21 protein-coding genes are annotated in these 26074 nt (G+C 40.6%); 18 read left to right on the forward strand and 3 right to left on the reverse strand.

The genetic code is table 11. From position 1 onward, the window contains the following. The first annotated feature begins 11 nt into the window (after window positions 1-11). From amrA to BHU72_RS10900, 10 genes are all read left to right on the forward strand, one after another. Window positions 12-1460: an AmmeMemoRadiSam system protein A gene (amrA, locus tag BHU72_RS10855; RefSeq protein ID WP_069702644.1), complete on the forward strand. Its 1449-nt coding sequence runs from the start codon at window positions 12-14 to the stop codon at window positions 1458-1460. A gap of 46 nt (window positions 1461-1506) precedes the next feature. After that, a complete protein-coding gene (locus BHU72_RS15900) occupies window positions 1507-1683 on the forward strand; it encodes a hypothetical protein (RefSeq protein WP_176720463.1) in 177 nt (58 codons plus the stop codon). 106 nt (window positions 1684-1789) lie between these two features. Continuing rightward, on the forward strand, window positions 1790-2158 hold the full coding sequence (locus tag BHU72_RS10860; RefSeq protein WP_069702645.1) for a YtxH domain-containing protein: 369 nt from the start codon (window positions 1790-1792) through the stop codon (window positions 2156-2158). A 9-nt stretch (window positions 2159-2167) separates the two neighbouring features. Next, window positions 2168-2518 carry a hypothetical protein gene (locus BHU72_RS10865; RefSeq protein WP_069702646.1) on the forward strand — a complete coding sequence of 117 codons (351 nt, stop codon included), beginning with the start codon at window positions 2168-2170 and terminating at the stop codon, window positions 2516-2518. Window positions 2519-2661: 143 nt separating this feature from the next. Then, window positions 2662-4392, forward strand: coding sequence for a LytS/YhcK type 5TM receptor domain-containing protein (locus BHU72_RS10870; RefSeq protein ID WP_083248404.1), 1731 nt, complete (start codon window positions 2662-2664; stop codon window positions 4390-4392). Continuing rightward, entirely contained in the window at window positions 4393-5139 is a 747-nt protein-coding gene (locus tag BHU72_RS10875) for a LytR/AlgR family response regulator transcription factor (RefSeq protein ID WP_069702647.1), read from the forward strand. Between the two features lie 445 nt (window positions 5140-5584). Continuing rightward, on the forward strand, window positions 5585-5887 hold the full coding sequence (locus BHU72_RS10885) for a DUF4212 domain-containing protein (RefSeq protein WP_069702649.1): 303 nt from the start codon (window positions 5585-5587) through the stop codon (window positions 5885-5887). An 82-nt stretch (window positions 5888-5969) separates the two neighbouring features. Then, window positions 5970-7631, forward strand: a complete 1662-nt coding sequence (locus tag BHU72_RS10890; RefSeq protein ID WP_069702650.1) for a sodium:solute symporter family protein — start codon at window positions 5970-5972, stop codon at window positions 7629-7631. After that, window positions 7615-9570, forward strand: a complete 1956-nt coding sequence (locus tag BHU72_RS10895) for a DUF294 nucleotidyltransferase-like domain-containing protein (protein WP_069702651.1) — start codon at window positions 7615-7617, stop codon at window positions 9568-9570. Before BHU72_RS10890 ends, BHU72_RS10895 begins: the two co-directional genes overlap by 17 nt. Before the next feature lie 14 nt (window positions 9571-9584). Beyond that, entirely contained in the window at window positions 9585-10244 is a 660-nt protein-coding gene (locus BHU72_RS10900; RefSeq protein WP_069702652.1) for a 3'-5' exonuclease, read from the forward strand. Between the two features lie 20 nt (window positions 10245-10264). Here the strand turns inward: BHU72_RS10900 and BHU72_RS10905 are convergent, their stop codons facing one another. Together BHU72_RS10905 and sfsA are read right to left on the reverse strand one after the other, a co-directional pair. Further along, window positions 10265-10816 (reverse strand): methyltransferase, encoded by a 552-nt coding sequence (locus BHU72_RS10905; protein ID WP_083248405.1) that lies wholly within the window; start codon window positions 10814-10816, stop codon window positions 10265-10267. Beyond that, window positions 10810-11523, reverse strand: coding sequence for a DNA/RNA nuclease SfsA (gene sfsA, locus BHU72_RS10910; protein WP_069702653.1), 714 nt, complete (start codon window positions 11521-11523; stop codon window positions 10810-10812). The genes BHU72_RS10905 and sfsA overlap by 7 nt, the downstream gene beginning before the upstream one ends. A gap of 133 nt (window positions 11524-11656) precedes the next feature. Between sfsA and BHU72_RS10915 the strand changes: the two genes are divergently transcribed. The 8 genes from BHU72_RS10915 to BHU72_RS10950 all read left to right on the forward strand — a co-directional run bounded on the left by BHU72_RS10915 (window position 11657) and on the right by BHU72_RS10950 (window position 25200). Further along, complete coding sequence (locus tag BHU72_RS10915; protein WP_069702654.1) at window positions 11657-12367, forward strand: ABC transporter ATP-binding protein; 711 nt, start codon at window positions 11657-11659, stop codon at window positions 12365-12367. After that, on the forward strand, window positions 12367-14727 hold the full coding sequence (locus BHU72_RS10920) for an ABC transporter permease (RefSeq protein WP_083248406.1): 2361 nt from the start codon (window positions 12367-12369) through the stop codon (window positions 14725-14727). Before BHU72_RS10915 ends, BHU72_RS10920 begins: the two co-directional genes overlap by 1 nt. A 12-nt stretch (window positions 14728-14739) precedes the next feature. Then, complete coding sequence (locus BHU72_RS10925) at window positions 14740-16002, forward strand: efflux RND transporter periplasmic adaptor subunit (RefSeq protein ID WP_069702656.1); 1263 nt, start codon at window positions 14740-14742, stop codon at window positions 16000-16002. Between the two features lie 150 nt (window positions 16003-16152). Continuing rightward, window positions 16153-17790 (forward strand): bacteriohemerythrin, encoded by a 1638-nt coding sequence (locus tag BHU72_RS10930; RefSeq protein WP_069702657.1) that lies wholly within the window; start codon window positions 16153-16155, stop codon window positions 17788-17790. A 200-nt stretch (window positions 17791-17990) separates the two neighbouring features. Continuing rightward, window positions 17991-22169, forward strand: coding sequence for an S-layer homology domain-containing protein (locus BHU72_RS10935; protein WP_218076129.1), 4179 nt, complete (start codon window positions 17991-17993; stop codon window positions 22167-22169). Between the two features lie 33 nt (window positions 22170-22202). Then, entirely contained in the window at window positions 22203-23156 is a 954-nt protein-coding gene (locus BHU72_RS10940) for an NADH-quinone oxidoreductase subunit B family protein (RefSeq protein ID WP_069702659.1), read from the forward strand. Window positions 23157-23168: 12 nt separating this feature from the next. Continuing rightward, window positions 23169-24608 (forward strand): nickel-dependent hydrogenase large subunit, encoded by a 1440-nt coding sequence (locus tag BHU72_RS10945; RefSeq protein ID WP_069702660.1) that lies wholly within the window; start codon window positions 23169-23171, stop codon window positions 24606-24608. A gap of 103 nt (window positions 24609-24711) precedes the next feature. Beyond that, window positions 24712-25200: a hydrogenase maturation protease gene (locus BHU72_RS10950; RefSeq protein ID WP_069702661.1), complete on the forward strand. Its 489-nt coding sequence runs from the start codon at window positions 24712-24714 to the stop codon at window positions 25198-25200. Between the two features lie 94 nt (window positions 25201-25294). Here the strand turns inward: BHU72_RS10950 and BHU72_RS10955 are convergent, their stop codons facing one another. Beyond that, a complete protein-coding gene (locus BHU72_RS10955) occupies window positions 25295-25879 on the reverse strand; it encodes a nitroreductase family protein (protein ID WP_069702662.1) in 585 nt (194 codons plus the stop codon). Window positions 25880-26074 lie beyond the last annotated feature (195 nt).

Raw genomic sequence — 26074 nt, forward strand, 5'->3', positions numbered from 1 at the left:
GAGTGAGGCATATGTTAAACAACAGAACAGATCGTTCAATCAGCAATTTCTTAGGAGCGGTGATTGTTCCACACCCACCGATTATCGTGCCAGAGATTGGTCAAGGAAATGAGATAACAGCACAGAAAACGATTGATGGTTTACAACAAATCGCTAGACATATAAAAGAATTACAGCCAAAGGTAATCGTTTGTATCACGCCCCATGGAAATGTGTTTGCCGATGGGATATGCATTCTAGAGGCAGAACAATTAAAAGGGAACTTTGGTAACTTTGGACGAGCTAACGTATCAATGGAGAAACGAGTCAATCAACCACTATTGCATGCTATCGAGAGAGAGTTAGCGGATGCTGATGTTCCTCTAGTAATGATGAATGAAACCCTTGCCCGGCAATATCAAGCTAGTATGGAGCTAGATCATGGATGTCTCGTACCGCTATATTATATTAACCAAGAATACCAAGAGTATGAGATAGTCCATATCAGTATCGGGAAGCTACATGCCAAGGAATTATACCAGATAGGTATCCGTTTACGGGATGCCATCGAAGCAACAGACATATCTACTCTGATAATGGCAAGTGGTGACTTGTCTCATACATTAAAAGAAGACGGTCCCTATGGATATGAACCCGAAGGACCACAGTTCGATGAGATGCTCGTGCGCATATTTCGCGATGGCAAGTATGAGGAACTATTTACAATTCCAGAAAACGTTGCAGAGTCAGCAGCAACCTGTGCTATGGAATCAATTATTATGGCCGTGGGGGCGTTTGAAGGAACAAAGCTTGAAACAAAACTAATTTCTTATGAAGGCCCATTTGGAGTAGGCTATATGAATGCAATTATGATACCATTACATCAAGAGGCGAATAGTCTGCTACAATCAATCGAGCGTCAATTGCATGGAATGAGAAACCAACCAATAGAAATACAGGATGAGTATATTCGTTTAGCAAGGGCAGCGATTGAGAAGTATGTGTGGGATCAACAAGAATTACAATGGAGTGAATATCGAGAAAGTACAACAGTTTCTAGGCTGGAGCAGGAACAAGCGGGAGTCTTTGTATCAATTCATAAGCACGGTCAATTGCGTGGTTGTATCGGTACGATTCAAGCAACGACGGAGAATTTAGCATCCGAGATTATCCGTAATGCGATTGCAGCAGCGACTGAAGACCCAAGGTTTGTGCCAATTCGTATTCAGGAATTAGAACATTTAGAAGTAAAAGTTGATATTTTGCATCCAAGTGAAAGAATTGAGTCTTTATCACAATTAGATGTAAAGAAGTATGGCGTAATCGTAGAATCGAAGGGTAGACGGGGACTGCTATTGCCGAACTTAGCGGGGATTGATGAGGTAGCTGAGCAAGTAGCAATTGCGAGGGAAAAGGCAGGGATTGGGGAGTCAGAAGTAATCGTCATGTATCGATTTGAAGTCGAGCGTCATGAATTATAGAATCAGCACGTAAGTGAGTCAGAAAATATAGAAATGGGGCGATAGTATGGGAGATAAAATTGACAACAAGGTATTGTGTAAACTGTGTAAAGATGACTGTTTGAAAAAATGTTTTGACGACTATGTAGAGCTCATCAAGGAACCGAAGTATGTATGCAAGAAATGTGGCAGAACAGCGCACAAGGAAAAGAATCTTTGCAAACCTGTGAAAATTAAAAAGTAAGGATATCGGTGATAAGCATGTAGAAATGCATCTTATCATTTGACACCCCTGCTCTCTCCCATAATAATAGAAATATAAGGAAAACAAAATATGGGGAGGAATTAAGATGTCTATTAGAGATCTCTTATTACTTAGTAAAGAAAACAGAATTCGTGAAAAACGTAAAGAGGCGTGTAAGAACCTTACAATCGGCGCGAGTGTAGGTTTGGCTATAGGAACTGTGATTGGGGTTCTCTTTGCACCAAAATCGGGGAAAGAAACTCGCGAACAAATTGCAGCGAAAGCAAAAGAAAGCGTAGAGATTACCAAAGAGACCTTAGAGGATTCCAAAGCTAAAATTTTACAATTTGTCGAAGAACAAAAAGAAAAGATAACAGCTCTTAAGAATGAAGCATGTTGCGAGGTAGCTACAGCGATTGAGCAAGAAGACCAAACGGTAACAACGAAGAAAAAAGCACAAACGGCCAATGAGTAGAGGTCTTATATGACAATAACAATCTCATTTATAGATGTAGCATATTTTCTTCTGTTTTCGATTTTAGTTGTAGCTGGAGTCTATCTAATTACTGTTTTATGGCGTTTGAATAAAATCTTGAAAGAAGTTCAAATATTTCTAGAGAATCATAGACACAATATTGATCGTTCACTGGATGCAGTACCAGATATATTAGACAATATCAATGGAACGAGTGAATCGATAAATGCCATTGGTTCAACAATCTCTGAAACCGCGTCAGCCTTTGGTAAAGGGAGTGCGGGGGGAGCGGTTGGGTATATCCAGATTGTCATAGAGGTTATTGAATTGATGCGACATATATGGCGCGCACGTAAGTAAAAAATCAGGAACGCAAGGGGATGCACTTCACTCGTGCGTTCCTTTTTTGTTTGGTTTTAGACACGTAACATAGTATAATTGATGCAACACATGGCTAAGAACGGGTTTATCATTTTTTTGAGGGGAAGGGGAAGGGGCGCTTTATGATGCTAGAAGTCCTGATTTCTTTGTTAGAACGTATTGGGATATTGTTAATTATTGCATTCTTAATCATGAAGGCCCCACATTTCCGATATTTACTAGATTATGAGGCACAGCGAACTACGTATGTGTATTATACGATGATTTTTGGCTTATTTGGAATGATTGGTACGTACGCTGGTACGGTGATAACGGAAGAGCAGCTTGTTTCGGCATTTTGGCTACCCCGTATTACAGATGGGCAAATCCTTGCTCCTGTGACGATTGTAAGCGTAATATTTGCTGCATTATTGGGTGGGCCTATGGTTGGGATAGGGTCTGCTATCATTGCCGGTGTTCATTTAATGTGGTTTGATACAACGGCTGGTATTGCATCTGGACTGGCCGTATTGATTACAGGGTTTGTTGCTAGTTACACGTATCGATTCATTGTTAGTAATCATATCATCCATACAGCAAGGGCTACGTACCTAGGGATATTATCTACATGTATTTATATGATCTTGATCACTGTGCTGGTTCGTCCTTTCGAGTTTTCAATTGATGCTGTTACTCTTATAGCGGTCCCGATGGTAATTACCAATAGTCTAGCGATTATCATTCTAACAATGATGATTCGGACAACCCTCAATGAGAAAGAGTTAGGTGTAGCAGTAGAAACCGGGAAAGCGTTTACAATTTCCGAGCAAGTATTAGGTTACTTGAAAGAAGGACTTACACCGAAAACAGCCCAGTCAATCGCGCAAATGTTTCTCAAAGAGTTTCGCGCAGTGGCGGTGGTCGTAACGGATACGGAGAAGATTCTATTTCAAACGAATGATTTCCTGAAAGAACATAAAATCGAGACATTATTTGAGGAACGGGAAGTCTCACAAGCAGTATCGACAGGTACTTTACAAGTGGTACGAAAGGGGAATGGTTTCTCGGCACTAATCATTCCTTTTAGCCGTAGTACACATGTCGCGGGACTCATCTTGTTGTATTTTAGAGAAACAAAGCATATACGCTCGGTGGAAATAGTGTTTGCTGAAGGTCTAGGGAAGTTGATATCTTACCAGCTAGGATTATTAGAAACAGAGAAACTACGGGTGTTATTAAAGGACACTGAGGTTCGCTCGTTGCAAGCGCAGATTAACCCACATTTTTTATTTAACACATTAAATACTATAGTAACGCTAATTCGCATCAACCCAGATCAAGCACGTGCGGTGATGGTTCATTTAGCAAATTTTATGCGTTTGAACTTAAAGCTTATGTCATCTCCGCTTGTGTCATTAGAACAAGAATTAGTTTTACTAGAATCATATATTAAAATTGTAGAGGTTCGTTTTTCGGAGCAGCTAACGATAGATTTACTGATTGAAGACAATCTCACCTATTATAAAATTCCTCCTGCTACGATTCAGCCTTTGTTAGAGAATAGCATCCAACACGGCTTGAAGAAGAAGGCAACGGGTGGAAAAGTAATGATTTCCATCGAAAAAACAGAGGAGAATGGTCTTCGAGTGATTGTTAGCGATAACGGAACGGGAATTCCAGAAGATCGATTACACAGTCTAGCGAAACAGCAAATGGCAAGTAAAAAAGGTACTGGCATAGGAGTGTTTAATGTCAACCAACGCTTAATGGCACTTTTAGGTGAGAATGCACAGCTACGAATTAGGAATCTACCAGAGGCTGGTTGCGAGATTAAGTTTTATCTTCCGAATTTGAACGAAGAGAGGGGCTTGTAAATGGGGCTACGAGTAATGATTGCTGAGGATGAAGTATTAGCAAGAGATGAACTGGAATACCTGTTACAGCAAGAAAAGGACATAGTTCTCTTAGCTAGCGCTTGTAATGGAAAACAATTCTTAGAACTATATCAACAACACAAGCCAGAATTGGTATTCCTTGACATAGAGATGCCAGAAATGGAAGGCACGGAGGTTGCGAAACATTTGATGAAAGAAGATAACCCGCCGTGGATTGTCTTTACGACAGCCTATGAGGATTATGCGATTCAGGCATTCAGAGTCCATGCCATTGATTATTTACTGAAACCCTATGAACATAAACGGTTGCAAGAATCTATTAACAGAGTACGTAAATTGATAGAGCAAAAATCCCAACTCATCCATCAAGCATCACCATTACAAGAAAAGAAGATATCGAATCTACTAATTGAGGAAGGCGACAAGTTAGTAGTAATCAAACCTGAATCTATATTGTACGCAGTGAAGGAAGATCGTTTTACTCTAATCTGCACTGATAGCCGCACAATCCAAACAAAACTCTCCCTACAGGATTTAGAAGATAAGCTTGTGGGATACAATTTTGTCCGTTCGCACCGGAGTTATCTAGTCAACCTAGATTACATTAAAGAAGTAGAGACATGGTTTAATGGCACGTACAATATTATTCTTAAAGGCTTAGAAGAAGTAAAGATTCCTGTGAGTCGCTCGTCAGCTAAGGATGTGTTCCAAAAATTAGAGAAATAAAGCATTGGTGATTAAGAGAATAGAACATGCGATACGAAAACCAGGTTATCATGGTGGCTTGTAAGACCCGCCATTGAAACCTGGTTTTTTGCATTTCACACATCGATTTCTACCATTCGGACGATTTTTAACACAAAAAGCAATTAATATCGTATTGTTATAATACAGAAACAGAAAAGCGAATGTGTTTCAAATACAATTATAAAATGCAAGATTGATTATATGGGAGGCGATGATTATCGTATATCTTTTTCTAGCAGTAACGTTACTAAGTGTCATCTTTACCATACGCATGAAGAAACCATTGTTACTCACAGTTCCATTTTTTGCAATTTTCCTTTATGTGGTTGTCCTAATAGCAATGGTACCCATGGGTTTTTTGGACACAGTACAATTGATTTTCAACTTACGTTAGAAATGAATATCTAAGAAAGGGTGAAGTTTTATGAGAAAAATCGATAAAGAAGTTGCAGACGCGTACTATCGCAAAAGGGTTACACACATTGTCGTATACCTCACAATCTGGTTTGTCGTATCGTTTGGAGTTGTAATGTTCGCTGAACCGCTATCTAAGTACACAATCAATGGGATGCCGTTCCATTATTTCATGGGCGCACAAGGTTCATTACTTGTTTTCGTAGTGTTACTGTTCGTCAATGCAGTGCGAAGTGATCAGGTGGATAGAGAATTTGGAATCGACGAAGAAGCGAATGAAAGACTCGGGAGTGGCAAGGCAATTGACCACTAAATAACAATGAAGTTAACGTTGGAACGCAAATTAGGAACGCAAATTATTAGCGATTGTTTTCAATAGAAAAGGAGGAAGCAATATGGATATGCAATTTATTACGAGTGTCGGACTTATCGTAGCATCATTTGCACTATATATAGGAATTGCAATATTTAATCGAGCAAAACAAACTTCGGATTTTTATGTAGCAAGTCGTGGGGTACCGCCGATTTGGAACGGTATGGCGATTGCAGGTGACTGGATGAGTGCTGCTTCCTTTATTGGTATGGCAGGAACGGTAATGATTATGGGATATGATGGTCTAGCGTATATAATGGGTTGGACCGGTGGTTATCTATTATTAACATTCTTATTAGCACCACAACTTCGCAAATATGGCCGTTATACAGTGCCAGAATTTATCGGTGACCGCTTTGACAGCCATACGGCGCGTTTGATTGCAGCGCTTGGGACAATGGTCATCAGCTTCATCTATATTGTAGGTCAGCTTTCTGGCGCAGGGGTTGTACTTGGCCGATTGTTTGAAATTGATACTATGGTTGGAACGATGATTGGTGTTGTCATTATCACGATATATGCAACATTTGGTGGAATGAAGGGTATCACTTGGACACAGGTAGCGCAATTTATAGTTTTGATTGTTGCGTATCTAATTCCAGTAATCTTCATGTCGCTACAAATCACAGGAAATCCATTACCATGGATGAGTTATGGGCAAGTCGTCGGGAAAATCGGTGAACTTGACCGTGATCTCGGGATTACAGAATTCTTCGTTCCGTTCGCATCCTCTAGTAAGATGCAGTTCATTGCACTTATGTTTTGCTTAATGGCGGGTACGGCTGCACTGCCACACGTCATTGTACGTTTTTACACAGTTTCAACAATGAAGGCAGCTCGTTGGAGTGGTGCTTGGGCACTCATGTTCATCTGTATGCTGTACCTAACAGCTCCAGCATATGCAGCGTTCTCTAGATTTATCTTAATGACACAGGTAGCAGGAAAAGCGTTTACGGAACTACCTGGTTGGACGAAAGCTTGGATTGACACTGGAAAATTAAAACTTGCAGATTTAAATGCCGATGGCATTCTACAATGGACTGAAATTAAGATGAGTAATGATATCGTTGTTATGGCAACTCCAGAGATTGCAGAATTAGGGGTATTCGTAATCGGTCTAGTTGCAGCAGGAGCGATGGCAGCAGCATTATCTACTGCTGGAGGCTTACTAATTGCTATATCGTCTTCCTTTGCCCATGACATCTACTATCGACTCATCAATCCGAAGGCAAGTGAGCAGAAGCGTTTGTTAATTGCCCGATTATCGATTGCTGTTGCTACGGTAGTAGCGGGTATCGTTGCCCTAGATCCACCAGGAGTTATCACGCAAATCGTTGCTTGGGCATTCTCGTTGGCCTCAGCAGGTTTCTTCCCAGTCTTATTCCTAGGAGTGTGGTGGAAACGCGCAAACGCACAGGGCGCTATTGCTGGAATGCTAACAGGACTTTTAATCAGCGCGACGTATATTATATTAGCGAAAAATTTCGGTGTACGATTGTTCGGAATTGCAGATACGGGAGCAGGGTTAGTAGGTGCACCAATTAGCTTAATCGTAATGTATGTAGTATCTATGATGACACCAGCGCCAGCACAAAAATTACAAGAGGAAGTTATGGATCTACGTTACCCAGAGCAAATGACGTTCAAAGATGGGGAAGTGTGGTTAGATGAACCAGCACGCTAATCCGAATAAAAGCGTAAATTATGAAGCATTATTCAAGCATCCACTGTTCCAGGGAGTTTCCCTGGAACAGTTACGCCTGTTATTACAGTATTGTGAAGTGCGCATGTATACTAGGGCAGAGAAGATTTTTCATGCCAAGACGCCGCGCGATGGTATCGTACTGCTTATGCAAGGCATGGTAGAGGTTTATGTGGAACACGGCACGAATGAAAAGGAAGATGTCATAGAGGTTGTTCATGCTAATGATGTATTCGGCTTGTCATGTATTGCTGATTTCTTAGGGGAAAGCCATCACCACCATTCCTATAATAACGTTGGGGTAAGGGCTGTAGAAGAATCGACGTGTTTGAAAATACCGTTTTCAGTACTGGAAATTCGTTGGGCAGAGGAATCAGTTAGAGATTATCTAATGCGCAAGATGGCCGTGCGTCTGAAGGACGTGTATGGTTCATTGGCAGAATTCGCCCAGCTTGCGAAGCAGTGGGGTGAAAGTGAGACCTTCACACGTCGAGTTATGGATTTCATGAGTCATCCCGTGTTGACAATCGAACAACAGAAAACGATTCGTGACGTAGCTAAAACCATGGTAGACAATCGAGTTAGCTCAGTGATTATCATGGATGACGGAGAGTTGACGGGAATTGTGACAGAAAAGGACCTGGTCAGTAGAATGATTGCTACTGGTGGGAATCTTGACAAACCGATTACAAGTATTATGACGCATAAACCGTGCACAATCTCTAAATATGCGTACTATTATGAAGCATTGTCACTATTTCTAACGGAAAATGTGAAACACTTACCAGTGGTAGAGAATAATAAAATCGTGGGTCTCGTTACCTTATCAGACTTGTTCCGCAGGAAAAATCGCGGCACAGTAAAGATATTACAGACGATTGAAGACTCTAACGAAACGAATCTACTAGATGTGAAAGATGCTATTTACGATGTGCTAAACTCGTTGATTAACGACGGGATTCCTGTAACTCATATACTGGAGACGATTACGAATCTGTTCGACCGATTAGTCAAACATTGTATTGATTTAGCGATTGAATCATTGGATAAACAAGGTCACGGAAAGCCGCTAGTGCCGTTTTGTTGGTTTCAGATGGGTAGCGGTGGTCGAAGGGAACAATTTATCCTAACCGATCAAGATCATTTCCTCGTCTACCAAGAAATCGATGAAATGCAAGGAGATCCACAAGCGGAAGCACAGAACGAGCAAGCGGAGTGGTATTTCTCGTTCCTTGGTGAAGAAATCGTTAAGTTTCTAGAGATGGCAGGGTATCATCGTTGTAAGGGTGATATGATGTCCAATAACCCGATTTGGAGAGGCAGCCTTTCGAAATGGGAAGAGCGCCTAAGAAGCTGGATGCTACGTTCAACGAATGAGAAGATTATGGTTGCGAACAACTTCTTCTCGTATCGCTTTGTATATGGCGATCAGCCACTTTATGAAGAATTTCTGCATACCATAAAGCAACAGCTTTCCAGGTCCAGTATCTTTTTATACCGCATGGCAGAGTTAGAAAAGCTCAACCCCGTAAGTCAAGTTGGAGCACCGATTCGTTCACTCTTTGGTTTCGAAAAGAAAAATCTTGACCTAAAAAAGGAAGTATTATTCCAATTTCACCATGCGATTCAGATTCTTTCACTGAAATACGGGATTATTGATGGGACACCAACGCAAAGGATTCGTCAGCTTGTGGATAAACAAGTCATGACCAACGAGTTTGCCGATGATATATTGACGGCATATGCAAGTGTCATGCGTGTCCGAGTAGAGCATGCGTGGGGTCGCTTCCGTCGCAACGAAGAAAGTAATTCCGTGGTTCCATTCAACCAATTAAAGAATAGGGATAAGGAAGAATTAGTCAGTGCATTAAAGACTATGCGTTCTTTACAAGGTCATATGCTAATAGAATTTGGCCTTTAAAGGAGGTACGGCCCATGTTTTGGAAAAAGAAACAATATACCTATGAACTCGACGATGACATTCCACTGTTAACCCCAGTGGAACGTTTGTCGTTCATTGTTTTTGATACAGAGACTACAGGTTTTCAGATTACGTCGAAAGATCGACTGCTTGAGATAGGGGCTGTCTTTGTCAATCATCTGGAAGTGACGGATATTTCTTTTCAGACGTATATTAATCCGCAAAGGGATATACCGGATCTTATTAAAGAGTTAACGGGTATTACGGAAGAAAAAGTAAAGGATGCCCCTGTTGCACTGGAAGGCATCCAAAGCTTCTTTCTGTATGTAGAGAAAAATCGCTGCTGTGCACTGGTGGCACACTGTCTTGCTTTTGATTTACAAGTTATCGAGAGGGAATTAAAGCTATCTGGTTTTGGCTGTTGTAAACCGAAAAGTCTAGATACGATGGACTTACTACAAATCCTTGGGTTATTTAAACAGGGAAAAGACCTTGAGGCGTATGCAGTTGACTTCGGGATTCCTGTCCATGGTCGCCATACAGCCTTGGGGGATGCGGTTACAACCGCACATCTTTTGTGTGAATTGTTGAAAAGAGTAAAGCGGCGTTATAAAACATGGGGTGAGCTTTTGTTTGCATTAGAAAGCCGCAAACGAGCGTCAGGGATGTTCTAGGATATCGTGATATATGATATTTAAGGTAGTCTACGTTCATATAGATAGATTTTCGTGCGGAACAAGTCATTTATTTGCCATACTTCATTTGCCTTCCATGTTGGCACGGAAAACGTATGACTAATCACGATATGACTTGCATTTAGCTCCTGTTCAAATTTTGAACGGAGCTTTTTCATTGCTTTCGGATATAAGTAGCACAGAATAATATCATAGGACTGTAATGGTACGGAAAAGAAGTCTACCTTTTGCAAGATGAGATTTTCCTGAGGGGAAAAGTATAATCGTAACTTGCAATATAGGTAAGGGATATGCGATGTTTCATAGGCATAAATTGTCACATGGGGCATTGCTTTTGCTAATGGTATCGCTAAAGAGCCCCATCCAGAACCTAAGTCTACGATGGTTCTAATGGGTTTTTTCGTATGTTTTTCCTCAATCAGTTGGAACACACGCTTGCGCACTTCTGCAGATGTAGGCATCGGCGATATGCCATATTTTACTGTAAAGAAAGTGATGGAAGAAACTATATAAATCCCAAGCGATATGATCATCATTTCAAGAATTAGCATAACAATGAAGACTCCTTTACTAACTCCATCGACTTTGGAGAGACACGAGTGAAGCAAACATGAATCATCGTACCATTATCTTTTGCTTGTTGAAGTAATTGAGCGAACTTAGGATCTCTGTCGACACAAGGTGCAAAAGATTCGGCATCATTACGCTGGATAACGAATACGATGTGCGTTTGGAACTGCTCTTTTTTTTGCAGTTCTATCAATTTTGCAATATGCTTTTGTCCGCGTTCCGTAGGGGCATCAGGGAACATTGCAATTCCACGATGCGCCATCGTAACTGATTTAACCTCGATAATGTGGGTTACGGAAAAGTCTTGCTCGACAATGTTGTGCACGACAAAATCAAAGCGATGCTGATCGAACCCAACCTCTGCTTTAATATCCCCTTCTGGTACTCCATTTATTAGTTGCTTTTGTAAAATTAGGGCAGTCATTTGATTGGCAACCAATGCATCGATACATACTAGGGTACCATCTTCTACCTCTACGAGAAAAAGAGAGTACGCTGTTTTACGATTGGGATTCGTCGAAGGTTTTAGATAACAGATAGCCCCATGCGCGAGCACTGTATCTAATCGTCCAGTAGTTGGCAGATGAACATCAATCATAGCACCATCTAATTGCACTTCAGCAATAAAGCGGTTGCGTTTCTGAATATAAATCCCTTTGGTGAGGGTAGGAAAGTTTAATTTTGTCATATATCCTCAAGTCCATTCATAATCAAAAGTTGAAAAGTTGAAAAGTTGAAAGAATCGAACGTAATCTCAACAAAATATATCATAATTTTGGTAAGATGTTAAATGAGAGCATGTAAGAGAATCGAGGGATAGTATGGATCAATCCATCATATTTACGGCGAATAAGGTGAGTAAATGGTACCAAATGGGGGAAGTCCGTGTCGAAGCATTGAAAGAGGCTAGCTTTGAAGTATATAAAGGTGAGTTTATTGTGGTCTTGGGCCCGAGCGGCTCTGGAAAAAGCACAATGCTAAATGTCATAGGCGGTATGGATAAGGTTAGTGGCGGGGAATTACACTACCATGGGAGCCCTTTACATAAAGCGAGTGAAAGAATGTTAACGAAATATCGCCGCGAGGCGGTAGGGTTTGTGTTTCAACATTATAATTTAATGTCGAATCTCACGGCCCTAGAAAACGTCAACCTATCGGTGGAAATTTCGCGAAACCCGCTTTCTGCCATGGAAGTATTAAAAGATGTTGGATTAGCAGAGCGTGCCGATCATTTTCCCTCCCAATTATCTGGTGGGGAGCAGCAACGTGTGGCAATCGCCCGTGCTATTGCCAAAAATCCAGAGATATTATTATGTGACGAACCAACGGGAGCACTTGATTATAAAACGGGCATCCACGTATTAAGACTCTTAAGAAAGTTCAATGTGGAATACCAAAAAACAGTGATGGTCATTACCCACAATGCAAGCATTGCAGATATGGCTGACCGTGTATTTACTATGAAGGATGGAAAGCTTGCAGATATACGCGTAAATCAAAATCCAGTGGCACCGGAAGAGGTGAGCTGGTAGTGTTATGGCGCAAGTTACGTAGGGACCTTTGGTTGAATAAGGCTGCATATATTTCATGCTTGGCGGTCATTGTGATTGGTCTCATGGTATACACATCGATTGCCATCGTGTATGAGAATTTAGAATCAGCGAAGGAACGATTTTATTCAGAGCAGAACTTTGCGGATGGATTTGTCAAACTGGAAGGAATGCCGATTTCACAACTGAAGAGTTTAGAGAAGATTGATGGGATAGCACAGATTGAAGGAAGAATCGTGCAAGATGTAAGGGTGTACGCACCAGACCGAACGGAAAGCGTGTATTTGCGCCTAGTTTCTGTCAACACAGAGAAAGCTGATGGTGTCAATCGAGTGCACGTGCTTGAAGGCACTCACTTATCTTCGCGAATTGAGAATATTTTGCTTGACCCAGCATTTGCAAAGGCGAATCAAATAGAGTTAGGATCTGGAATCACAGCTATAATAGAAGGGAAAAAGGTTGACTTCACGGTCAATGGGCATGGGCAAAGCCCTGAATTCGTATATGCCATGCGTTCTATGCAAGACATTTACCCAGCACCGGAGACATTTGGTATAGCTTACGCGCCCCTTGATGTGATGATGAAGCTATTTCAAGGCGGAAGTACCTTCAATGATATTGTATTTACGGTGAGGGATGGATATACATACGAACAAGTAGAAGAACAAATCAAACCAAGGCTTAAGAAGTATGGCTTACAATATATCATTCCTAGAAAAGATCAAATGAGTAACGTGATCTTAACACAAGAACTTACGCAATTGGAGTCAATGGTTGCAACTGTTCCTGTGATTTTTCTAGGTGTCGCGGCGATGGTCTTATATATTATGCTACGTAGAATGGTAGAACAGCAACGCGGACAGATTGGCACATTAAAAGCGTTTGGATATACAGAACGAGAGATTCTTTTCCATTATTTGTCCTATGGTATGGTGATTGGACTGATTGGCGGAATTCTTGGAGGATTAGCAGGTAGTGCATTATCGTTTCCGATGACACAGTTATACCAGCAATTCTTTGCTTTGCCAGGATTGAAGAGTGAATTTTCGATGCGTTATTTCTTTTTTGGTATCCTTTTGTCCTTAATTTTTAGCATAATAGCAGCGTATCAAGGGAGCAAAGGGTTGTTGCGGCTTCAACCGGCAGAAGCTATGCGGCCACCAACACCCCCGAAAGCAAAGAAGATTGTAATCGAGCATTTACCTTTTGTTTGGTCATTACTGACAGTGCAAGGAAAAATGGCAACACGTAATATGTTTCGAAATAAGCTGCGTAGCGTATTTATTCTTATTGGAGTTGCTTTTTCATTCAGTATGATTGCAGTATCTGTCTATTTATATAGCATGGGGGATGTGATTTTTAAGGACCAATTTACGAAAGTTCAGACCTATGATGTGAAAATAGCTTTAGTAAGACCTGCATATCAGCAATTATTAGAAAAAGAACTATGGCGTACAGAAGGTGTAAAGAAAGTGGAGGCAATGCTGGAAGTACCAGTGTCTCTAGAAAATCAATGGCTCAAAAAAGATGTTGTAATGCTGGGGCTAGCGAATAACTCTAGTCTGTATCGGGTGCTTGATTCGGATGGCAATGAAGTCACATTAAAGCCCCATGGAATCTATCTAACCCAAAATCTAGCACAAGCGTTAGATATAGGGGTCGGTAGGGAGGTACTATTAGAAAGTCCCTATCTTAAAGAGGAGAGTCTGCAAGTTCCTGTAGCAGGAATCATCACACAGAATATCGGGTCTAATGCCTTTATGGATTATTCGTATATGACGGAGTTGCTCGGTCACGGCCCGATTGCTACATCGATGTTATTAAATATTCCTAGTGAAGATATTGCGAATCTGAAGAAGAACTACCAGGAATCACCGATTATTGGAGGCATTGAAGACAAAGGACAAACGATGAGGCAAATTACAGAATTGATAGAGTCATACTCTTTTACCAGCTGGATTCTAGTGTTTTTCGCAGGGATTTGTGGGTTTGCTATTATCTATAGCTCTAGTATTATTGCCTTATCGGAAAGACAAAGGGAGTTAGCTTCCCTTCGAGTGTTAGGAATGTCGTCTAAGGAAGCCTTTGAAGTCCTTAGTTTTGAACAGTGGGTTATTTCAGGGATAGCGATGCTAGTAGGAATACCACTTTCGTTTTCTATGTTAGAGGGATTGGCGCAATCAATCGATTCAGATATTATGTCGATACCAGTATACTTCGAGCCGATTACATTCGTGTATGCGGCAATCGGGACTGTGATTTCCATTCTTATCGCACAGTATACGACGTATTCAAGAATTCGAAAGCTCGTATTAGCCGATGTTCTTAAAGAGAGGGATTAGGGGGAAGAAGTCATGAAGAAATGGATTAAGTGGGGATTATTCGTGATTATAGGTGTGGCCATTGCGTTTTATATGTATCAAGAATCGAATAAACCATTAGAAGTAGATATCATGCAAGTCGCTTGGCAATCGTTAGAAGAAAAGATTGAAGAAGAAGCAACCGTCGTCGCAGTGCATGATCGGTCTGTATACTCATTAACACCAGGAAAAGTAGATAAAGTCTATTTCAAGGAAGGCGCTCAAGTGAAAAAAGGAGCACTCCTATTTCAAATCGACAATCGAGAACTTGGCTACCAAATTTCTCAATTAAAAGCGCAACTAATCAGCCTTGAGGGACAAGAGCGACAAATGTACCCCGAATTACGACCGAGTCAAATTCGCAGTCAGGAGTTAGCCATTGAGCAAGCGAGAATCCAACTCGAATCGGCAAAAGAGGATGTCATAAAAGTGGAAGCACTCTACGAAGCAGGGGCGATTAGTCAAGAAATGTATCTCCAAGCACAAAGGGCTGTGGTGACACTGAGTAATCAACTCGCCCAACAGGAGCAAGCGTTGGAAGTATTGAAAGACAGAGCAATTCCAACCTCAGGGATCGACCAGCAATTTATGGGCCAAAGGGAGCTTGTTCAAGCACAAATTGCGCTAGCGGAGTATCAGTTATCGAATACACGTATCTATGCTCCAATCGGGGGTATTGTACAAGAGAAATACATTGAAGAGGGAATGGTCATCCCGCCAGGGTTTGCAGCTTTTACAATTTATGATGGAACCCAATTTGAATTAGAGACGTTGGTACTCATGGAAGATATAGTCGATTTAGAGGTTGGCATACCAGTTACCATTACACAACCTCGTAAAACAGGAGATATTGAGTTTCCGGGAGTTGTGCGTGTCATCGCATCGACTGCTCAACCAACGGTTTCTACTCTAGGACTAAAAGAAACTCGCGTCAAGGTTTCAATTTCCATAGACCACAAAGATATTCCAGCGGGAGTTAGGCTGGGGCTTGGATATGTGTTTGATGTAGCGTTTGTTACCCATCAAGAAACGAATCAATTGATTATACCTAAAACATCAATCTTTACTTACGATGGTGCGGATGCCGTATGGGTTGTCAAGGATGGTGTAGCAGAAATTCAGAAAATTCATAAGGGGTTTGAATCGGCGGATCGAGTAGTAGTAGAGCAAGGTCTAGAGCTAGGGCAGCAAATGATACGGAATCCCCGCATCGATGGATTAAAACCCGGTGTCTTAGTGATTGCTAAGGAAGGTTAGAAAGACACTAATATCCATAGGAATACAAGATTATTGAAAATCCATGAGAATTTTAAATAATTCTATAGTACGAAATGAACAAAACTGTTATTATATATCTAGACAATTCCTATGGGTACTAGGAGCTTTAATTGAATGGGAGGCTTTCTCGTGAGTTTAAAAGTTAAATTGATGACATTTATTGTTGGACTAGGCGGATTGGCAATTTTCGGTTTTCTTAGTATGGACAATTCGATCGCAGGAGTTATAGGGGCACTGTTTTCTGCAGGGATGGCTATATCAGGATTGTTCTTTATTCAATTAAATCTATTTACCCCGTTAAATAAGATTATTGCGTTTCAAGCGAGCATTGCAGCTGGAGATTATACTGTGGAACCATTGAAAATTAAGGGCTCTTCAGAATTAGAATCAATGGCTGTATCCGGAAACAGCTTATTAGACAATCAGAAAGCAATGATTTCTGAGATTATTAGTGCAACCCAACAAGTAAAGGCTTCTAGTAAAGAGTTAGTAGTATCTGGACAACAAGTAGGAGATTTTTCTCATCAAGTAAGTGGAGCAATCGAACAAGTTGCTGGTGGTGCTGTTGAGTTATCTGAGCAAATTGGAGATGCTGCGCGTAATATTGATTCAATGATTTACGAACTATCAATTGTGAGCGGAAAAGCATCAGAAATGCAAGACTCAGGGAAAATGGTTACTAAGAATATCGATGTAGGTACGAAATCTATAAAACAAGCGGTCGATCAGATGGTCGTAATAGAATCTCGCGTGGGGCAATCTGCAAAAGCGATTCGAATATTAGAAGATAAATCGAACGAAGTCGGAAACATCGTAACAATCATTAGTGGGATTGCCGATCAAACCAATCTGTTAGCGTTAAATGCATCGATTGAAGCAGCAAGAGCTGGTGAGCATGGAAGAGGATTTGCTGTAGTAGCAGAAGAAGTACGTAAGCTTGCAGAAGAATCTGCGAATGCTACCGACAAAATCACAGATCTCATTCATGAGATTCGTAAAGAGATTACAGATGCAGTAAAAGCTATGGAGCAAGGATTAGACGAAGTAAAGACTGGCTCCAAAGTCATTGAAAATACAGGGCAAGCTTTCTCGGAAATCAATAAGGAAGCGAATAATTTACTTAAGTACGTTTCTCAGGTTGGAGAAAGTACGAATAATATGGCAAGCAGTAGTAATCATGTCAATCAGGCAATTATGGATATTACGAGTGTTAGTGAAATCTTCTCTGCAAACTCTGAAGAGGTAGCGGCGGCAAGTTCTGAACAAGTACATGCAACAGAGGCGATACTCAAGGGCGCGGATTATTTAGATAAAATGGCCGAGAAACTTTCAAAAGCTGTCTCTAAGTTCAACATGGATATGTGTCTCAGATGGTCACCGGACTTAGCTGTAGGGCATGATACAATCGATGAACAACACCAAGAGCTTGTGCGTCAAATTAACCTTTTACTAGATGCGTGTAATCAAGGGAAAGGGAAGGGAACTGTTAATGAAATTATTTCTTTTCTAGAGAAATATGTGGTAGATCACTTTGGCATGGAAGAGGAGCAAATGTTGAAATACGATTATCCTCACTACACTGCCCATAAAGCGCAGCATACGAAGTTTATAGAGACCTTCTTAGCTGTTAAAGAGCAGATTCAGAAATCTGCTGTTGGACCGCACACTGCGATAGAAGTTAATCAGATTGTAGTAGACTGGTTAATCGATCATATTAACAAGGTTGACAGAGAGTTAGGTAAGTTCTTAAGGAATGTGAAGAAATAAGTATACTAGATATGAGCCTGGACAAAAGTCCGGGCTTTTTGCTGTCTGAAAAATGTTGAATTTCAGAGAATACTTGCGAAAAATTTGAATGGTTCTTCAAAAAGCCATTGACTATAATTATCACTATCATGTATAATTCCCGTACAATACATTAATGATAATCATTACTATTTGTAAAAGATTGGATGGGATGGACAACGATGACAAGAAATCTACGGGGAAGGCGAGCAATGAAAAAAGTAGTAAGTAGTTTACTAGCTTTACTAATGGTAATTAGTGTGCTGCCATTACATATGGTGCAAGCATCAGAAGAAAAAGATTATGTTTATGATTGGTCTATGGTAGGCAACAATTTACCAGGTGAGGTTAAATATGTGGCTAGTGCAAGTGAGAATGACCACATTCTAGCGATAGCTAATAATGCAGTGAATTCCATCGCAAAAGATGGGACGACTTGGAGTCAGGACTTTACTTTAAGCGACCCCAAAAAGATTAAGAGAGTAAACGAGCAGACAAATCAATATGTCGTTTTACAAAAATCAGACATTTACAAGGTAACCTTTAATGTTAACAAGTATATGAAAGGAACTTCTTTTAAATCTGGTGGAACTGCGCCATCTAGTGATTTTGAAAGCTTTGTGCAAGTTGGAGAAGATAATTATTTTCTAGCAACAAAAAGTAATGGTGTATTCTATTTTAATGGCGCTACATGGCAAAGTGTATCGGGGCCAAAAAGCGGTTCAACATTACTACAACTGAAAGAAATATTCACTATTTCCAATAAAGTTTATGTAGGTGCAACTAATACTGGGTTATTTGAATTTAATGGTGACTTAGCGACGCCGGAGTGGACACAAGTAGGAAACACTTTGGCGAGTAATAATATCCATGATTTAGTTACATGGAACGGGAGTTTTTATATTGGATCGAATAATACAGGAGTAAGAAAGCTTAATGAAGAGGGGACGTCTTGGTTATCGACTACGATTACCCAACATATTCGAAATTTATTTATTTACGATAATCGATTATATGTTGTAACACAGCAAAACGGTATCTATGTTTCTTTAGATGGTGAAACATTCAAACAAATCAAAAGTAAATCATCATCTCAGTTACCTAATGGACAAATAGAAGATAGTGTTGTAGTAGGGAATGAACTTATTGTTGGGAATAAGGCAAAACAAGTATACAAAATAGACCTTTCATCTCACGAGGAACAGTCGGCAGGTGATGTAGGTAATGTAGTAGGTCCGCCAACAACGGCCAACAGTAACATTACAATGCCACAGGGCACATTATCAGTTGGGCAGCCGTTTGAATTTACAGTTACTTTAAGAGATAGTTCCAATAGACTTGTCACAGAATCAGCGTTATCTCTGACCTTAAACAAGGGTCAATTATTAAATGTGGTAGAGAGTACGGACAATCCAGGTACGTACTCGTTAACTGCAACCTATGATAAAGCTGAAAAAACTACGATAAAAGTTCGCTTTAATGGCATAGACATATTAGAGCTAAAAGACGTCACATTTGCTGCTGTTTTGGTACCAGGCGTACCAGTGGCGATGAATAGCACAATCACAAATCCTGTAGGGTCGTTAGAAGTAAATCAACCATTTACATTTTCTATTGTATTAAGAGATTTTGAAAATACGGTAGTAACCGGAGCTACCATAGGAGTATCTTCACTTTCATTAAACAAAGGAACACTTGTAGATGTAGTAGAAAGCAGCCAAAATCCAGGCACATATACATTAACTGCAACCTATGACAAAGCTGAGAAAACTACGATTAAAGTACGTTTTAACAGCACTGATATACTAGAGCTAAAAGATCTCACATTTGTAGCAGCTCTGGTTGCGGGCGTACCAGTTAGTGCGAATAGCACAATAACGTATCCAGTAGGGGACGTAGAGGTTAATAAGCCTTATATCTTTACAATAGTTCTTCGAGATTTTGCTAACAACCCTGTAACAGGAGCTGCTATAGGAGCGTCTTCCCTTTCGCTGAATAATGGGACTCTAGTAAATGTAGTAGAAAGTACGCAGAATCCTGGAACATATACATTAACAGCTACCTACGACAAAATTGAGAAGAAAACAATTAAAATTCGTTTCAGTGGTACTGACATATTAGAGTTAAAAGATTTGCAATTTGTGATGGCTCAAGGTCCAGGAATCCCAAGCCTTAGTAAAAGTAGCACAGACGTACAAGGAGATTTAATTGTTAACTCTACATTTAATATCATTTTATACTTACGTGACATAAATGACGATCCAGTATCAGGTGTAGCAGAATCATTAAAACTCAATAAAGGACAGAGTATCACAGTGGTAGAAGGTGCAAATGGAACCTATATGTTTAGCCTTCGTTATGATAAAGCAGAAACAACCAATATCAAGATTCAATATATGAATAGTGATTTCATAGAAATCAAGAATCTTACATTTCTTGCAAACTTACAGCCGTTTGACCCGTCTAGTATTCCGTCACTGGGAAGTTTAGCGGCAGATGCTGGGATAGCTGGATCTCACTCTGCTGGTTCACAGTATGATTCAAATACGAGCTTTAGTTTAATTCAAGATGTATCAGGGCTATTAGCACAATCACCAAGCACACCAACACCAGGTAGTGGTTCTAGTTCAAGCGGAAGTTCGGGTAGTGGATCAACAAGTGGTGGCGGAAGTAGTTCAACAACACAGCCAACCAATAATACTCAAGCAACAACAATCAATAACATTGCTCAACAAGCTGCAACAGCAAATACCGCACAAGCGCGTACAGAGCTAGCACAGAATACGGCACAAACCCTGCAAGCAATGGCTACCTCAACAACTACAATAGCCAATGCAGCGCAAGCTACTTCAGTTGCACAAGAGAAATCGGATGCATTAAAAACAACAGCTTTAGTAGTATCAAAGTTAGACAAAGCAGAAGATATAGCAAAGGTGCTTGACGGAACGAAGAACGTTCTAAACAGCTCGAAAGATGCCATAAGCAAAGTTGAACCGCAACAAGCGGTATCGATTGCTAAGGATATCATTGAAAACGCTGTGGCGGTTAAGAATGCTGTGAATGGATCTAGGTCTCAAGTGGCAAAAGAGCTTCAAGAAGTACAAAAGGCAATCCAAGATACGGCACAAACTGCTATTCAACGCGCTGGGGTAACGATGGTATCGAGTGAAGGACTACAGAAGCAGGGAGATCAAGTAACTGCAAAAGTAACGGTTGATACAATTCTTACTTCGGCAAATCAGGTATCCCAAGCAACGCAAGAAATTAACGCAACATTAAATAAAGAACAAATAATTGTAAATAAATCTTTTGAAACGTCAGTAAGAATTGCAATCCCGAAAGAAGATGGAACAAATGTTGCAACAGCGGTCATTCCATTTACGGCAATGCAAGAAGTTGCAAATAAGAACATCCAAGGAATAGGAATTCAGATACAAACGGCTAACATTACCATTCAAACAGGAATCTTCAACGGCACAAGAGGCGCAGATATTACAATTAGTGCAGGTCGTATTGAGTCAAGTCAATTATCGGCTGTAGCTAGACAAAATGTTCCTTCTAGTAGCAACGTAGTAGAATTAAAGATTGCTTTAGATGGACAGAACATTCGTCAGTTCCAAAAGCCTGTAAAAGTCGAAATTCCATACACGCTAAAAGCTGGTGAGAATCCAAAGACAATCACAGCGTTCTACTTAAAAGATGATGGATCAATAGAAGCAGTTGGTGGTAATTATAACGAAGCTACAGGCAATGTGGAATTTGTTACAAATCACTTCAGTAAGTTTTTCGCAATGCCAGCATCTAGGAGTTTTGTGGATACTAGTAGCATTACATGGGCAAACGATGCAGTATCAACATTAGCAGGAAAAGGCATTATCCGCGGAGTAGGACTAAACGCTGAAAAATCTGGTGAACTATTCAATCCAAATGCGAATGTTACTAGAGCAGAATTTGCAAGTATGATTGTGCGTATGTTAAAGCTAGATGGTAGCCAAACTACAACTCCATTTGCAGATGTGAAGGAATCAGCATGGTATGCAGATGCTATAAGAGCCGCTTACGCAAACGGAATCATCAACGGAAAATCTGCTACAGCATTCGATCCAGAAGGAAAGATTACTAGACAGGAAATGGCTGTAATGATTGCTAGAGTTCTAGAACAACAAGGATATAGAGCAACTACTTCACAAGAACATAACTTCCCTGACTCTTCTGTGATTGCAACTTGGGCTCAAGCAGGTGTCGCGCTTGTAAGCCGTGAAGAGATTGTAACAGGTATGGGAGACGGAAGTTTTGCTCCTACAGCAAATGCTACAAGAGCACAAACAGCTGTAATGCTGTACAGATTGCTCGGCAAATAGTTCTAGAATGGTATAGACAGGAGAATAGAACGGATGAATATGAAACGACGCGACTTTATTAAATGGGTAACCGCTTCTGCTGCCGTGCTAGGAATTGGTAGCTGGGAGCTAGCTAGAATTAAAGAAGTATTAGCATCGATGAACACAACTCCCATTGTATGGTTACAAGCAGCCGGTTGCTCCGGCTGCACCATCTCTTTTTTAAATATGGTGGACGATACAATCAACCAATCGGCAAATGGTGTTTCTAAAGTAGATCAAATTTTAATTAACCAAATTGAATTGGATTATCATCAAGACTTAATGGTTGCTTCTGGGAATGAAGCGATTCAGAGACTGTTAGATAAAACAACTGGAGACGGCAATTTTATACTTATAGTAGAGGGTGCTATCCCTACAGCTGCCAATGGCATGTACTGTGTCATTGGAGAGAGAAACGGGCAACCGTGGACAGCTCAACAGGCAGTCATTGATTTAGGGACGAAGGCGAAACATATTATAGCAGTTGGTACATGTGCTTCTTCACGAGGTGTATCTGGAGCAGGTACGAATATGACACAAGCCCGTTCTGTCGAAGAAGTGCTTGGAAGCTCTCACGTAAATAAGATTTATAATTTGCCAGGATGTCCAGTTCATCCATACATTATTGGTGAGACGATTGTTAAATTGTTGGCTGGTGATGCAATCACTAGAGATACGAAGAGACGTCCGCTAGGGTCTTATAACGCGAAGAAGCACCATGATGATAGCAATTGCCCGTTAAAGGGTAGGAGTAAAACGAAAAAGCTTGGGGTTTGCGGCAACTGTTTTGATGAAATGGGTTGCAAAGGAAAACATGATGAGACAAAGATGTCCTGCTATACTCGCCGCTGGGGTACAAATTGGTCGAATAAGCGTGGATGCTTTGGTACAGGGAATATGTGCATCGGTTGCTCAAGTACGGCCTTCCCATTCGCTCAAATTTACCAAACTAAAGTTGATGACTAAGGAAGGGATACTATGCCAACAATTAAACTCGATCCAGTTACCCGTTTAGAGGGTCATATGAAAATAGAGGTTGAAGTCGATGGAAATAATCGTGTGACATCGGCAAAAAGCACTGGAAATATGTTCCGTGGATTTGAAAGTCTGTTGTTAAGACGTGATCCACGAGATGCAGTGCACATTACTCAAAGAATCTGCGGATTTTGCCCAGTCTCTCATGCAATGGCATCAGTAAAGGCAATAGAGAGTGCGGAAAATTATAAACCGAAACAGCAAGGGAAATTTTTGAGAAATTTAATTCAAGGTGCTAATTACCTTTCGAATCATATTTTACATTTTTATCATTTGACGGTTCCAGATTTTGTAGCCGGACCTAACAAAACGCTATGGAAAAGTTCGACGCTAAACGATTTGCGCTTCTCTCAAAAAGCAAGCGACGATATCTTTGCTAATTATGTAAAGGCGTTAGAAATGCGCAGAAAAGCTCACGAGATGGCAGCGTTGTTTGCTGGGAAAATACCACACGTAATGTCCATTATGCCTGGTGGGGTGACCAAAACCCCAACTGCCCAAGAGATAGCAACCTACAAGCAGTTATTGCTTGAAGTAAAGGCGTTCATTGAAAATGAGTATGCTCAAGATGTACAAAAGCTTGCTAGTGTTTATAAGGATTACTTCCAAGTGGGTATTGGTTATGGGAACTTTATAAGTTTTGGCGTTTTTGATGTTGAAGACGACAAGCAACTTTTCAGAAGTGGAAGATATACAGACCAACAATTATTTGAAGTAGATCCATATAAAATTACTGAAGACGTAAAATATGCTTGGTATACAGATGCTTCTGGGAATCCGAATGAAAGTTTCATTCTTGGGAGTGTAGAACCAGAGATGAATAAATCGGGTGCGTACACTTGGACGAAGGCGCCTAGATATCTAGGTAAAGCTCATGAAGCAGGTCCATTAGCTCGAATGTGGCTAAATGGGGACTATCGACAAGGTGTATCTGTAATGGACCGCCATGTAGCCCGTATGTTAGAAGCGAAGAAAATAGCCCATGCAATGGTTCGTTGGGTCGACAATTTACGAGCGGAAGGTCAAACGGATGCCCTAGATTATAACGATGCTTTACACACACTTTCTGCTGCGAAGAAGATGGGAGTCGGACTTACAGAGGCGCCTCGTGGCGCACTTGTCCACTTCGTAAGTTATGAGAATAACACTGTAAACAAGTACGAGATTGTGACACCGACGTGCTGGAATGCATCACCGAAGGATTCTGCAGATTTGCCTGGTCCTATTGAACTTGCGCTTACTGGAGTACAGATTGCTGACACATCTAAGCCTGTAGAATTAATGCGGATTATTCACTCCTTTGACCCATGCACGGCATGTGCTGTACATGTGATGACACCAGAGAAGCAGATTGCTAGTCAATTTATCGTATCACCATTGTAGGGCTAGTGGCAATTAATCGGATATATAAGACTTGTGTTCAGATGGTATTTTAGGTGATTCTATTGAGATACAATAGATGTTACTTAGGGGGCGGGTGTTGATTATGGCAATCGATTGTTTGAGAACAACTACAGAAAGTCCAAAGGTTGCCATTATCGGCATCGGTAACCTCCTTCTCGGAGATGATGGCGTAGGTGTCCATGCGATACAACAATTAGAGCAAGGACATTATGGTGTATTTCCTAATCATGTAGACTTCGTGGATGGTGGGACATTTATCTTTGATATGCTGGATGTGTTCACTCAATACAAGAAAATCATTATTATTGATTGTTTGAAGGGTGGGCATAAACCTGGCACGGTCTATCATGTTACTCCGAAGCAGCTTGGGGAAACAATCCGTGAGACTTCTTCGTTGCATGAAGTGCAGATTCTAGATATTGTACAATGGATGGAGTATCTGGGTCATAACTTAGATGTGGAAATAGTAGGGATTGAGCCAGAGTCGATTGGCTATTCTATGGAACTATCTGCTACGGTGCAAGACGCATTGACCTTAGCTGTTGATAGAGTAAAAAAAATCCTAGAATAATCATAGGATAAAAGATTACGAAAAAAACCATGGAGGACGAGAATTTATCGTTTCCATGGTTTTTTCTTAGTAAAAAATATGTTGTTCGTTGTACTTAACGTGCAGTCCACTTTCCTGTAAATACCACATCCTGTAAAGCCTTTCTGCCAGAGGGAACTTCTTGCTCTTGTAGCTCCGCTGGTAAAACAGATAGGTCTGCATGCTTCCCTAGAGCAATAATGACTTCTACTTGATAGTCTTCTGGAATTTCTAACAGCTTTGCTGCTAGGTCTTTTTTGAAACCACCCATGCAATGGGTAATCAAGTCTTGGCGATAAGCTTCCATTGTTAAATAACCCCACGCAGTCCCGCAATCAAAGGAATGCCAAGCATTCACCTTACCGTTTCGTGCAAAGTTTTTTTTGGAAATAATGGCGATTAAGACAGGAGCTTTGTCTGCCCACAGGCGATTTGAATCGACCAAAAATTCATAGAAGACATTTCTAGTTTCGGCAGTATTGGCAATAATGAATGTACATGGTTGTTCGTTGAAGCAAGATGGGGCCCAATGTGCGGACTCTAGGATTGTCAAGACTGTTTCATCTGCTATAGGTTCCGTACTAAAAGCTCGAGGAGACCAGCGATTCAGGAAGAAAGGGTCAATTGGGTATTCTGATTTTCGATTGTTAGCTTTGTACATATCGTATTCATACCTTTCCTGTAATTGCTTTTAGTTCGTGACTGACTATAATTTGGACTATAACTCGTGACTATCATTCAGATTATAACCTGTTGAAGTTTCATTGGTTATATTTTATAGAAACAGGAGGTACCCGTCCACTATTTCTATTGAAAAGCAAGTTTCTTGTAGTAAAGGATATCCTATCTGTATAAT

The sequence above is a fragment of the Desulfuribacillus stibiiarsenatis genome, assembly GCF_001742305.1.
Taxonomy (GTDB): domain Bacteria; phylum Bacillota; class Bacilli; order Desulfuribacillales; family Desulfuribacillaceae; genus Desulfuribacillus_A; species Desulfuribacillus_A stibiiarsenatis.